Genomic DNA, 13167 nt, shown 5'->3' on the forward strand with positions numbered 1-13167 from the left:
TTGATTATAGGTCTCCCACATCAAAAAAGCAAGTCAGAAAGCGACTTTTTGCAGTGTGTTTGAAAAAAATAAACCGGAAAGTCTACGTATGACTTTATCCGGCTTAAATTGTTTTTATCTTGTTTTTGAAAAAGTGCAAAAATGGTAACGATTCCAATAAAATCAACGCTTCCAGGGCTTTGCAAGTTTTGTCTTTCCGGTCAGGAGTTATTGTCTTCCAGGTACTTTCTTTCCTCTTTTTCCCAGGTCCTGGCAGAGATGATATACCGGGGACGGTGTTTGGTCTCCAGGTATGTCTTTCCGATATACTGGCCCAGGATTCCGATGCTGATCAGCTGGATACCGCCCAGCAGGCAGATGATACAGATTGTGGAAGCCCAGCCGACAACCGTCTGGCCCATAATCGCCCGTATAACGGCCCATATCATCAGGATCAGGCCTACTACGCTGAATCCGATCCCGAAGGAGGTAATCAGGCTGATGGGTTTCACGGAGAGGCTTGTGATCCCGTTGAACGCCAGTGCCAGCATCTTCCGCAGCGGATAATGGCTCTTCCCCGCCAGGCGCTCCGCGCGGTCATAGGTTACCGTAGCGCTCTGGAAGCCCACCAGCGGCACCATGCCCCGAAGGAAGATATTGACTTCCTCAAAGTCTGCCAGGTGCTGCAGCACCCGTGCGGAAATCAGCCGGTAGTCCGCGTGGTTGAACACCACCTCAGCCCCAAGGAATTTCATGAACTTATAGAAGCCTTCTGCTGTAAACCGCTTGAAAAAGGAATCTTTGTCCCTTTTTGCGCGTACACCGTACACGATCTCCACGCCGTTCAGGTACTCATCCACCATGCGGTCCATGGCATTGATATCATCCTGTCCGTCACAATCGATGGAAATGGTGATATCACACTTGTCCTTTGCTTCCATAAGCCCGGCAAGCACCGCGTTCTGGTGTCCCCGGTTCCGACTCTGGCAGATGCCGATATAGTGTTCATCCTGCGCAGCCAGATCCCGGATAATTTCCCATGTTTTGTCCGCCGATCCGTCGTTAACAAACAGGATCCGGCTGTTTATGCTGATTTTTTCAGCCTCTGTCAGCTCCTGAATCTTCTTCAGGAACCAAGGGGCGGTAATGGGTAATACCTGTTCCTCGTTGTAGCAGGGAATCACGACCCACAGAACCGGTTTCGCCATTGTTTCCTCCTTGGCAGCAGCCTTGATTATTTCTTCTTCAGGCTTTCAAACATTTCATACTTTCCGAGCATCACCATGACCACGTCTTCGGGTATGGGGGTGTCAATGTCCGGCGGGATTTTGATCGTATCACCCTCGCCTCGGACAGCAATCACGTTCACGCCGTACCGGGTGCGCAGCTCCAGCTCCCGGATGGTCTTCCCCACCCATTCGGCAATCGGCTGCATTTCCACAATGCCGAATTCCTGGGACAGCTCAATGTATTCCATAACGCCGGCCTGGGTCATGCCCAGAGCCAGTTTGTCCGCCACTTCCCGTTCCGGAATGATCACCTTGTCAGCGCCCAGCCGTTCCAGGATTTCCCGGTAGGTATCGTCATGGGCCTTGCAAAGGATGTAGGGCACGTTCAGGCTCTTCAGGTTCATGGTAATCAGCGCTGAGGATGCGAGGTCGGAACCCACGGCTACGATCGCATGTTCAAAGTTCTCAACGCCCAGCTTCGTCAGCACGTCCAGGTCGCGCGCATCCGCCGCTACCGCCCGTGTCACCTTGTCGGCAATTTTGTCAATCAGCTGCTCGTCGGTATCAATAACCATCACTTCTTCACCGCGGGCATAAAGACGGGTCGCCAGCTCCGTTCCGAAACGGCCCAGGCCGATCACAACATAGGATTTCATCGAACGCAACCTCCTGTTATCCGATCAGCAGATCGGTATTCGCATATTTATACTTTTCCCCGGAAGGCTTTTTCTTCAGGAAACCGAAGCTGAGGGTCAGCAGGCCCACCCTTCCGAAGTACATAAACACAATAATCATGCATTTGGACACTGTGCTCAGCCTCGGCGTAGCTCCTGCCGTCAGGCCCACCGTACCGATCGCTGAGACTGTTTCAAACAGGCTGTCCGCAAAGCCCACCTGGGAGGTGGCGCAGATCAGTGTCGCGCCGGCGAATGCCAGCAGCACCATCAGCATGAAGATGGTAATGGCATTGAGCACATGATCGTCGGAGATTGTCCGGCTGAAGACGCTCACGGTATGGCGTCCGCGCATCCGGTTCCACAGGAACAGCAGCAGCACCACAAACGTCACCGTCTTCAGGCCGCCTGCCGTGGATCCGGAGGAACCGCCGATCAGCATCATAAAGATGGAAACTGCTTTACCAGCGGATGTCAGCATGCCCTGGTCCACTCCGGCAAAGCCTGCGGTACGCAGGGTCATGGACTGGAAGAAGGCTGCCAGGATCTTTTTCGGTACCGAAAGCGGTCCCAGCGTGGAGGGATTGCGCCATTCAATCAGGCAGAACAGCACTGTGCCTGCCAGGAGCAGCGTCCCCGTGGTGATCATCACCAGTTTGGTGTATACGCTCCACTTTTTCGGACTTCTTTCACGCAGGAGTTCGTCCCATACCAGGAAACCAAGTCCACCGAGGATAACCAGCGCGCTCAGCGTCAGGCAGATCACCGGATCCGTCTGGTAAACAATCAGGCTTGCACCGGGTTTGATAAAGCCCAGCACGTCAAATCCCGCATTGCAGAAGGCCGAAACAGAATGGAATATACCCAGTTTCAGTGCCAGCGGGAAAGAATATTCCGTCAGGAAACGCGCGGTAAGAATCACGGCACCGACGCCTTCAACCGTAAAGGCCCGGATCAGCAGCCGCTTCTGGTGCTCCACCACGTCGTTCATGTTCGATCCGATTGCTTCAGCCATCACCAGCTGCTGCTGGATGGAGATCTTCCTTCTTAGGCTGAAATAGGCCAGAGAGGCCGCGGACATAAACCCGAGTCCGCCCACCTCAATCATCATCAGGATAACCACCTGGCCGAAATTGCTCCACTGGCTCCAGGTATCCGCCAGCACCAGCCCTGTAACACAGGTGGCAGACGTGGCGGTAAACAGCGCTGTCATAACGCTTGCACCCTGTCCGTTCCGGGACAATACCGGCAGGGTCAGCAGCAGTGTGCCGAGCAGGATAATCCCCAGGAACGTAAAAGCCATGATCCGGCCGATACTGACGGACTGCCGTTTCTTTTTCGGCCGCCAGGCCGGTTTTCCTCTGGTCATCTGTTTCCCTTCTTTCGGCAAAAAGTATACACCATTCACCTGTACAGGATCAATATCCCGCCTGTCCGGGCTTACTCATCGTCGTTTGCAAACTCGATTTTCTTCACGCTCTGGATCTTTCCGCCGCGCAGAACAAGCTTGGCCATGGTCACGTCGCTGCCAAAGCGGGCCCGTCCGCAGCTGCCCGGGTTCAGCCAAAGCCGTCCGTCTGTCCATTCCTCGCTGTAGCGGTGGGAATGCCCGTAGATCACCGCGTCCACACCCTCCAGGTCCCGTGGAACGTCCCTGTGGTCATGAACCATGCAGAACGATACCCCGCCGATCTGGAAGCGGAGAATACCTGCCAGGTCACAGACGCCCGGCATCCAGATATCATTGTTTCCCCGGACAGCGTATATGCTTCCGTTTACGGCCAGCTCATCCAGGTCGCTTTCCCGGATGATATCTCCGGCATGCAGGATGCAGCTGCAGTCCTGCACTTCAGCCATCACGCATCTGCGCAGCATCCCGTGCGTATCGGATATCACCGCGATCCTGATCTCGTCTCCGCTCATCTGTCTTCTCCTATAAAAGAAGGGCTGCCTTCAGGCAGCCCATAAAAACAATTCCGGTAAATCATGGCAGGAGGCTCTGTGCGGAGTCTCCCTTCGCACCGTGCTGATTCCGGATCACAGAAGCAGGATTACTCCTCTTCTTCCGTTTCTCCGTCGGCTTCTTCCTCCGGCAGTTCGGGGAAAAGTTCCTTGCCGCACTGGGGGCAAAGGGCGTCCTCATCAAAGTCCACTTCGTCCGGATCAATCTCGACAGAAGCGCCGCAGTGAGGGCATTCATACTCGATCACGCCTTCAAAAGCCTGATCCTCGTCCTCTTCTGCCAGTTCTTCGTCTTCATCGTCATAAAGATCCGCTTCCAGATCAGCCAGATCCTCATCGATGCTCTCCACGTAGTCGCTCAGCTCCCCGTGGGATTCTGCCAGGGCTTCAAAGGATTCGCCAACTTCACCCAGCACTTCCAGAATGCCGAGAATCAGCTTGTGGGAATCCTTGTCCGGATTCAGCTTCATGCCTTCCGCCAGTCCCTGAAGATAACTGATCCTGTCAGTCAGTCTGCTCATTTCCGTTCCTCCCGGTCCGTATGCGGTCGTCACAGTTCGCCGATCAGGCGCGCTTGAGGTACTCGCCGCTGCGGGTATCGATCTGGATCTTGTCGCCGGTGTTGATGAACAGCGGCACCTGCAGGCTGAAGCCGGTCTCCAGCGTAGCGGGCTTGTAGGTGTTGGATGCGGTATCGCCGGCGAAGCCGGGTTCGGTATCGGTCACTTCCAGCACAACAAAGTTCGGAGCTTCCACGGAGAAGGCGCTGCCCTTGAAGAAGCGGACGGTCACGTTGGTGCCTTCCTTCACGAAGGGGATCGCGTCTTCGACCTGGTCCTTGCTCAGCGGCAGCTGTTCATAGGTTTCCACGTCCATGAAGTAGTACAGGTCGCCGTCGTTGTAGACGTACTGCATTTCCTTGGTCTCGATGATGGCCTTGGGCATTTTGTCCGTCGGGTTGAAGCTGCGTTCAACCACAGCACCGGTCATCACGTTCTTGATCTTGGTGCGGACGAAAGCCGCTCCCTTGCCGGGCTTCACGTGCTGGAAATCGACGATATTCCAGACGCCACCGTCCCATTCAATCGTAATGCCCTTTTTGAAATCGCCAGCGGTAATCATTGTGTCATTCCTCCGTTCAATTCGTTCTGGGATTCTGTATTTACAGGATGATAAGCTGCTTATCCGCCGTCGTCAGCGGTACACAGCCGTTTTCCTTCACCAGGCAGGTGTCCTCGATCCTCACGCCGCCAATGCCGGGCAGGTAGATGCCAGGCTCCACCGTAACCACATGGCCGGCCTGCAGGATGTCATTGCAGGTCTGGCTCAGCCGGGGATCTTCGTGGATATCAATGCCCACGGAATGTCCCAGCCCATGCCCGAACCGTCCCGCGTAGCCCCGGGCGTCGATATAGTCCCGGGCCAGCTTGTCGATATCGGAGCAGGTCTTTCCGGCCATAAGCGCGTCTTCACACATCGACTGGGCCCGCAGCACGGTTTCATAGACCTTGCGCATCTCGTCTGACGGCTGTCCCAGCGCGACCGTACGGGTCATATCGCTGCAGTAACCGCCCACCTTCGCGCCGAAATCCATGGTGATCATGTCGCCGTTCTTCAGCGTCCGGCTTCCCGGGATCGCGTGGCAGAGGCTGCCGTTCTCCCCGGAGGCGATGATGGTGTCGAATGCAAGTTCATCCGCGCCCAGGCGCAGCATTGTGAAGTCCAGTTCAATCTGAAGTTCCTTCTCGGTCATGCCGGGCTGGATCTTCGGAAGGATCGCGTTGAAAGCTTCGGATGTGATATCGCAGGCCTTGCGGATTACCACGATCTCGTTGGGGGTTTTTATCTGTCTCAGCTGCTGGAGAACCTTGTTCAGCGGCACACAGGAGACTTCCTCTCCCACCGCGCCGCGCAGCGCCTCAAAGTCGTCAACGGACAGGTAATTCGTTTCCACCCGCAGTTCGGTAATTGCTTCCGCTTTGACCAGTTCCGCGAGGATCTTGTTGTGGTTCCGGCCCTTCCCGATCATTTCCACCCGGAAGTCCGGGGCCTGTCTTTCCGCCTGTTCTGTGTAGCGGAAGTCTGTAATGATTACTCTGCTGGCCTCGGAGATGTATACCAGGCCTTCGCCCGTATACCCCTCGGTCAGATAAAACATATTGGATGGATCATGCACCGCGACAGCCGCTTTGGGGCCGAGGCGGAGCTGATTGATCAGCCGCTCCGATGCGGTCAAAAAGATCACGCCTTTCCGGATATAACCCTTATGTGGGCACATCCACAGGACATTTTATCATATACAAAGCCGTTTGAAAAGAAAAAACTGACAAAAAAGCCTGTATTCATTTTATACAGGCTTTTTTGTCATCCTGAGCACAGTCGAAGGATCCCTTACTAAGAGCCATCCGCGTGATGGCTCCATCAAATCAAAAGAACAGCTTCCATTTGGAAGCTGTTCTCTCCACCATTTTTAAGTTATTGAGCAGTTGTCCAAATCTTTGATTTGGGCGAAGAGCCGATGACCGCCAGTGGCGGGAATCTCATCGGGTCTGAGGTCAATCGAAAGGGAGTAAGCTCTACAGTGTAGAGTTGCGACCATTGAGATTGCGGAATACAACTGCCATGCTACAGCCGTCCATTTCTGCGAACCATAGGCGATGCAGAAATGGAATACGGCGATCGCAAAGTTTTCACGAAAAAGATGGTGCAGATACTGCACCATCTTTTATTACAGCTCAAAGGCTTTGAGCACCGCTTCTCCCATGGCGTCGCGCTCGCACTCCGCCGTATGGCGTACGGGCAGATCCTTCAGCGCTTTTACCTGTGCGGGCATCGGTACGCCCGTCAGTTTCTCCAGCTCTTCGCTGCATGCAAAGGCGTCCTTGCCTTCCGCGGCGTCTGCTCCCGCAATTCCGCGCAGCACGTCCGCCGCGAACTTGTAGGGGCTCGCCGTGGACAGCAGAACGGTCGGGGTGGCGTCATTTGTCTTCAGCCGGTACTGGCGGAGCACATGGCCGCCCACAGCCGTATGCGGATCCATAAGGTAATGATCCTCAAGGAACCGCTTCCCGATCTCCTTCAGCGTATCCTTGTTGTCTGCGCAGTCTCCCCAGAACACGTCTGCCATCCAGTCTCTCCGCTGCTCACCGATGGAATAGCTTCCGCTTTCCTTCAGCTGCTCCATCCACCGTTTGATCAGCGCGCCGTCCCGGTCTGCGGCTTCATACAGCAGCCGTTCCAGGTTGGAGGAAACGAGAATGTCCATGCTGGGGCTCAGTGTCTTGAAGAATGTGCGGTGTGTGGAATAGGTGCCGCTGTTGAAGAAGTCCGTCAGCACGTTGTTCCGATTGCTGGCACAGATCAGCTTGTTCACCGGCAGTCCCATATTCCGGGCATAGTACCCAGCCAGGATATCGCCGAAGTTTCCGGTCGGAACGCAGAAATTCACGGGATCCCCCGGGGTGATGGCGTGTTTGTTGACCAGGTCCGCGTATGCGGAGAAGTAATACACAATCTGGGGAACAAGCCGTCCGAAGTTGATGGAGTTGGCAGAAGACAGGATCTTGCCCCGCTCTTCCATCTGCTTGACAAACTCCGGAGAGGAGAAAAGCTCCTTCACACCGGTCTGGGCGTCGTCAAAGTTGCCCTTGACCGCGATAACATGCGTGTTGTTTCCTCCGGTGGTGACCATCTGCAGCTTCTGTACGTCGCTGACGCCTTCCTGCGGATAGAACACGGTACAGCTTGTGCCGGGTACATCGCGGAAGCCTTCAAGTGCCGCTTTGCCTGTATCGCCGCTGGTAGCAACCAGGATGCTGATTTCCCGCTTTTCACCGTTCTTCACAGCGGCAAGACGGGTCAGGTGCGGAAGCAACTGAAGCGCCATGTCCTTGAAGGCCAGCGTCGGTCCGTGGAAAAGTTCCAGCACCCAGGTGGCGTCATCAATCTGTTTCACCGGGGCAATTTCCGGCGTATCAAAACGTTCCGTGTTATAGGCTGCGCGGACTGCTTCCTCAATTTCCGGAATGTTGAAGTCCTCCAGGTACCGCTTCAGGATGGAAACCGCGCGTGCGGCATAATCCATCTCGCAGAAGGAGGAAATTCTGTTCATCGGAACAGACGGGAACATAGCGGGGACGTACAGGCCTCCGTCCGGCGCCAGACCATGCAGGATTGCCTGGCTGGCCGTAACACAGCTTTCACCGCGGGTGGAGAAGAAAGACACGAATGAATCACACTCCGGTTCTTTAATATGTTTCCGTTCTGGAAAAAAGAGGCGCCGGGAAATGCCGCCGCCTCTTCCGTGTTTGCTTGTCAGATCAGATCAGATACTGTTTGAAGAACACCGGGATCTCTTCCGGATCGGCGCTCAGGCTCAGTACAAAATCAACATCATGCTTTGCACCCAGTTCAACCAGCACCTTCACAATCGGCTCCGTATCAGCCAGCTCAGTATGGCTCAGCTTCAGGAAAGCGTCAATAAAGATGGTGCCGACGTCGAAGTTGGATGAAAGGATTCCGCACAGGAAGCCGATAAACATATCGGTGCTGTGAATATGATAATCTTCGGCGTTGATAAAACGAACCTTGTGGTCCACGTCGAACATGTAGCGATTGTCATCATCCAGGAAAATGACGTCGTGTACCGCGTCGCGGGCAGTGGTATTGGTCAGGTCAATCAGCCGCTTCGTTTTTCCGGAGCCCTTTTTGCCTGCAATTACCTGTATCATGGGAACCAGCCTCCTTTTATGGGGTTTTCTCTGAGAGCATTATACGCTACTTTTGGTTTTAGCGCAACGTGTTTTTCCCGGCGATATCCTGATAAGTTATCCCGGTGTTCAGCTTGCGTGTTTCCCTGCCGCCGTTGCGGCAGATTGCCTTGTAATCACAGTATCGGCATACCGGTCCGAGGGAATCCTCGCCCGGCATGGCGGCAATATCACCGTCCCGCATACGGCCGCAGAGTTCTCCTGCTTTTTCAACCGCCGCGTCCATCAGGCCGCTGAGCGTCTTTTCTTCCACGGCCCAGGATGCGGATTTGCTGATGGTTCCGTCCTTATTGAACACCTTGTCCACGGAGAACGGATGCACGTCCCGGTCCATGGCCCGGATCAGGTCTTCCTCAGCCGTGACCAGGCCCTTCATCCGAACCTCGCTGATCCGGTCGTTCTCAATCTTTTCCGGATTATCCTCATCCGTGGACACTTCTTTATCCTCAATGGGAAAGAACATGGCGCCGGCCGGCCGGGTGCCCGGCATGCTGTCAGCCGCGGCTTTCAGGTAAATCATCAGCTGCAGCTGCTCTCCGTCCTCCATTTTAGCGGGATCCGGTTTCTTTCCCCTGCTCTTGTTGTCTACCACCCGCAGCCAGACGCCTTCGCCGTTTTCATAGGTGTCAATCCGGTCAATCTGTCCCCGAATCGCCGTCTTGCTTCCGTCCGCGAGTGTGATGATCACCGGCGGAAGGCCTTCATTTTCACCGAAGGGCTGCTCCGTTGCTATCGTCCGGAATTCGCTGTTTGCGGCAAACCGGGTCAGCACCTGCGCAGCCCGGCGGACGCGGCGCAGGTATCCCTCGCCCGTCCATTCTCCCATCGCGTCTTCCCGCAGCGGTGTATCCTTCCACTCCTCTGTCAGCTCCGTCAGGATGGTATCCATGACGTTGTCCACCTGCTCCGCCGTAAAATACGGCCAGTCTTTCTGCGTGCCGGCCTGCTTCATATACCGGTCCAGCGCTTCATGGAAGAAAGTCCCCGCGTCGTTGCTCTCATAGGTAAATTCTTCCTGTTTCACCGGCCGCAGGCCATAATCAATAAAGTGCCTGTACGGGCAGGATGCAAACTGCTCCAGCCGGCTGATGGACAGCCGGTCTGTCATAAACAGTTTCCTGGCTGTATCCTTTTCCAGCTTCTGCTCTTCTTTCTGCGGCAGCATTTCCTCCAGGAGCCGGTGCGCCGCCTTTCCGTATGTACCGTTGTGCAGCAGCTGAACCAGGGCCGTTCTCCAGACCTGAGGCATTTCCGGTATCATACCGTCCTTCAACTCTGTCAGCCAGTTTCCCACACCTTCCAGTGCTTCCCGAGGCGTTGCCGGATCCTTCCGGTTCTCCTGGCCCAGCATGCCGCCCTCTTCATGGATATTCGGATACAGTTCCCTGATCTGGGCGATCAGTCCGTCCGGCTGCAGTGCGCCTCCTTCTTCCGAACGCAGGCTCCAGCTGATCATCAGCTTCTCCCGCGGCAACGTCAGGGTACGATAGAAGTCATATTTCCGGATCAGGCAGCCTGCCTCCCGGCTGATGCCGATGGTTTTCCCGGTGGCTTCCTCCATCCTTTTCCGTTCGGTATCCGTCAGCCAGCCGCTTTCCGGTGCTGTAAGCATGCCATCCTGCGCCTGCGGAAGAATCAGTGCCCGGATATCGCCTGCCAGCAGATGCCCTGTCTCACCGATTATGACGCCGTCTTCCTGCTCCGGCAGCGCAGCAAGCGACACCGGATTCAGTGCGCTTTCCAGCATATACCGCAGATCCCTGATTGCCGCGCGCCGCACGCCCAGAAGCGTACCAAGCTGATCCAGCAGATCCATCAGCAGTTTCCAGATCTGCCTGTTGATAATCGCTTCCCTGTACATTTCATGTTGCAGGAGCATTTCTTCCTCTTCCTGCAGCCTGTTCCATACGTTTTGCGCCTCCAGGAATCCAACCAGCGCCTCCGCGGACTCCGCCGCGTTCCTGGCTTCCTTCAGGTTCGTCCGCAGTTCCTCCACCGGCTCCAGCAGCCGCTGCCGGAGCGCTTCCGTTTCCTCCGCGTCCTCCCCGTTTGTAAAGGGGCGCTGCCATCTTCTTCCCTCTATGCCGTGTGCCCGGGCATAGTCCTCCAGGCACAGGCCTTCTGCTTCCGTCAGTGTGCAGAAGCCGCTCCGCGCCACTGTGATCACCTTGTCCGTGCGATAGCCGTCACTCAGGATGGACAGTGCACTGAGCAGCATACGGCATACGGGATGATTCACCGCTTTGTCCTTTTGCTGCCACACAAAGGGAATACCGCTGATCTTCAGATTTGCCCTCAGGATTCCTTCAGATCCGGCTCCCGGCGGAAGGGCAATTGCCATCTGGTTCCACGGAATGCCTTCCTCATGCCATCCCCGCAGCGTGGACGCAACGGTTTCCGCCTCATCCCACGGAGAACTGCCGGCATATAGTTTCAGCACGCCTTCCGTTTCCCCCGTCCAGGTTTCCGGATTCAACGCAAACAGATTCCGGTCCAGGAACTGCAGTGCCGGGGCACAGCCTTCCCGTACGCTGTGCGGATAGACTTCATCTGAAAGCGTCCTGACTTCCTCGAGGGCCTTGATCAGCTGGTCTGTGCTTTCATGCTGCTGTGTAAAGATCCGTCCGTCCGGAGCCTGTTTTTCATCCATGATCAGATAAACCGACAGGCTGTTTACCTTGCCGCAAAGGTGGGCAATCAGTTCCCTCAGGTCCGGCCGGATCGCGTCAAAACCGTAAACCGCTACGTCTGCACCGTTCCACAATCCGCTGTTTTCCAGCCGGCTTACAGCATCGGTCCAGATAGCTTTTTCTTCATCAAACTGTTCCGAGATCAGCGTCTCATATCCATCCCAGAGGATTTTCAGGTCGTTCAGCTTGGCGCGTTCCGCGCCTGTTCCCGTGCCGGCGGCGTACTCATCCAGTTCCTCCGGCGTTATATCGCTTTCCCGCAGTTCATCCAGCGCCCCGCTGACGCGGGACACCGCGCCGGACAACTCCGTCATGTTCCGGTAGTAGGACAGGTTTTCCTCCTGTTCCGTCATCACCCGGTGAACCGCCATTGCCCGGCCCATTTCATTCAGCGGGCGCCTTGTTCCCGTCCCCGTCTGCTCTTTAACCTGCTGTTTCAGTTTCCGCGGGCTGATCACCTGGATGTCCAGCAGTCCCGGCAGCTTCAGGCCGGTAATGATGTCCCGCTCCGCCTGCAGGGTATACTGCTCGGGCACATACAGAATCAGCCTTCGTCCGGCTTTTCTGCTTTCCTCCGCGTCACGGAGTACCAGCGGCCAGACCCGCCCATTCCTGTCTCCGATGATTTTCACCCTGCTCATGACATGCCTCCGTTAATGTCAGCTCTTCGCTGCCCCTGAAGGGGCAACTCATCACTCTTCACTCTAAACTCATTCACTCAACAACGACCAACGTCCGCCCAACCTTCTCAATTATGAATTATGAATTATGAATTGTGAATTGTGCAAGAGCTTGCGCATTCTTATATGAATTATATTCTTCCCGGAACATATGCACAAGCTCTTGCCTGCAAGCAACGATTATGATAAAGTTTCTTTGTATTTATTTTGTATTTCAGTCAGCCTCAATGGCCCGGAAGGGGTGTTCTCTCATGGTTAAATCTCTGCGTTCCGCTATCAGCAAAAGGCCTGCAGCTGCGGAGCGTTTCTTCTCTTATGCCCAGATTATTCTGGGCGCCATGGTCGGCGGCGCGGCCTATCCCCTGTTCATGACGCCCAACAAAATTGCCCCTGGCGGCATAACCGGTATCGCCACCATCCTGAATCACCTGTTCCATTGGCCGGTTGGTACCGTCACCCTGATCATGAACATTCCGCTTTTCCTGATCAGCTACAGGGCCATGGGCCGGATCTTCGCCTTCCGCAGCCTGGTCGCCACCCTGTTCTTCACCCTGTTCATTGACGTTCTTCCCCTGCAGCCCATGACGACAGATCCGCTGCTCGGCGCCCTTTACGGCGGTGTCATGCTGGGCGCCGGCCTGGGACTGATCATGCGCGGCGGCGCAACCACCGGCGGATCGGACATGGTAGCCCGGATGGTTAATAAACGCTTCCAGTTTATTTCCACCGGTTCCTTCCTTTTTGCGATTGATTTCGCCGTTGTGGTCTCTGCCGGTTTCCTGATCGGCGCAACAGAAGCGCTTTATTCCCTGATCTGCATTTTCCTTTCCGCGCGGGTTATGGACACCATCATCATTGGTTTCTCTTCCAACAAAGCCTGCTTCATCATTTCCTCCCGCTGGCAGGAAATCTCCGACCGGATCATGCGGGATATGGACCGAGGCGTTACCCAGCTGACTGCCCGCGGCGCCTATACCGGTGCAGAGCGTCCCACCCTCCTGTGTGTCATCGGCCGCAGCGAGATTATGGCCCTGAAGCGGATCCTGCGGGAAGAGGACGAAAAAGCCTTCGTCATCATTGTTGAAGCTCACGAAGCCATCGGTGACGGCTTCACTCACCTGACTGACTGATAATGCCTGATTGCAAACAAAGCGGGGAGCCTTCCGGCTCCCCGCTGTTTCTTT

Annotated in this window: 11 protein-coding genes; 1 reads left to right on the forward strand and 10 read right to left on the reverse strand. The window is 55.5% G+C overall.

Annotation, left to right across the window (positions count from 1 at the left end; translation table 11 throughout):
• Positions 1 to 200: 200 nt before the first annotated feature.
• From JYE49_RS07700 to JYE49_RS07745, 10 genes are all read right to left on the reverse strand, one after another.
• Positions 201 to 1187: a glycosyltransferase family 2 protein gene (locus JYE49_RS07700; protein WP_093957253.1), complete on the reverse strand. Its 987-nt coding sequence runs from the start codon at positions 1185 to 1187 to the stop codon at positions 201 to 203.
• 26 nt (positions 1188 to 1213) lie between these two features.
• The gene (locus JYE49_RS07705; protein WP_093957252.1) at positions 1214 to 1864 is read right to left on the reverse strand and encodes a potassium channel family protein; all 651 of its coding nucleotides are present in this window, start codon (positions 1862 to 1864) and stop codon (positions 1214 to 1216) included.
• Positions 1865 to 1880: 16 nt separating this feature from the next.
• Positions 1881 to 3251 carry a TrkH family potassium uptake protein gene (locus JYE49_RS07710; protein ID WP_093957251.1) on the reverse strand — a complete coding sequence of 457 codons (1371 nt, stop codon included), beginning with the start codon at positions 3249 to 3251 and terminating at the stop codon, positions 1881 to 1883.
• 71 nt (positions 3252 to 3322) lie between these two features.
• On the reverse strand, positions 3323 to 3805 hold the full coding sequence (locus JYE49_RS07715) for a YfcE family phosphodiesterase (RefSeq protein WP_093957250.1): 483 nt from the start codon (positions 3803 to 3805) through the stop codon (positions 3323 to 3325).
• 128 nt (positions 3806 to 3933) lie between these two features.
• A complete protein-coding gene (locus tag JYE49_RS07720) occupies positions 3934 to 4365 on the reverse strand; it encodes a CD1247 N-terminal domain-containing protein (protein ID WP_093957249.1) in 432 nt (143 codons plus the stop codon).
• Positions 4366 to 4408: 43 nt separating this feature from the next.
• A complete protein-coding gene (gene efp / locus JYE49_RS07725; RefSeq protein ID WP_084094978.1) occupies positions 4409 to 4966 on the reverse strand; it encodes an elongation factor P in 558 nt (185 codons plus the stop codon).
• A gap of 40 nt (positions 4967 to 5006) precedes the next feature.
• Complete coding sequence (locus JYE49_RS07730; protein ID WP_179217318.1) at positions 5007 to 6080, reverse strand: M24 family metallopeptidase; 1074 nt, start codon at positions 6078 to 6080, stop codon at positions 5007 to 5009.
• 492 nt (positions 6081 to 6572) lie between these two features.
• A complete protein-coding gene (gene thrC, locus JYE49_RS07735; RefSeq protein ID WP_093957247.1) occupies positions 6573 to 8069 on the reverse strand; it encodes a threonine synthase in 1497 nt (498 codons plus the stop codon).
• Positions 8070 to 8163: 94 nt separating this feature from the next.
• Positions 8164 to 8574, reverse strand: a complete 411-nt coding sequence (locus tag JYE49_RS07740) for a hypothetical protein (protein WP_093957246.1) — start codon at positions 8572 to 8574, stop codon at positions 8164 to 8166.
• A 58-nt stretch (positions 8575 to 8632) separates the two neighbouring features.
• Entirely contained in the window at positions 8633 to 11944 is a 3312-nt protein-coding gene (locus tag JYE49_RS07745; RefSeq protein WP_093957245.1) for a PD-(D/E)XK nuclease family protein, read from the reverse strand.
• A 290-nt stretch (positions 11945 to 12234) separates the two neighbouring features.
• On the opposite strand from JYE49_RS07745, the gene JYE49_RS07750 reads away from it, so the two are divergent.
• On the forward strand, positions 12235 to 13113 hold the full coding sequence (locus tag JYE49_RS07750) for a YitT family protein (protein WP_179217317.1): 879 nt from the start codon (positions 12235 to 12237) through the stop codon (positions 13111 to 13113).
• Positions 13114 to 13167: the final 54 nt, after the last annotated feature.

It is taken from the genome of Aristaeella hokkaidonensis (assembly GCF_018128945.1).
GTDB lineage: Bacteria > Bacillota > Clostridia > Christensenellales > Aristaeellaceae > Aristaeella > Aristaeella hokkaidonensis.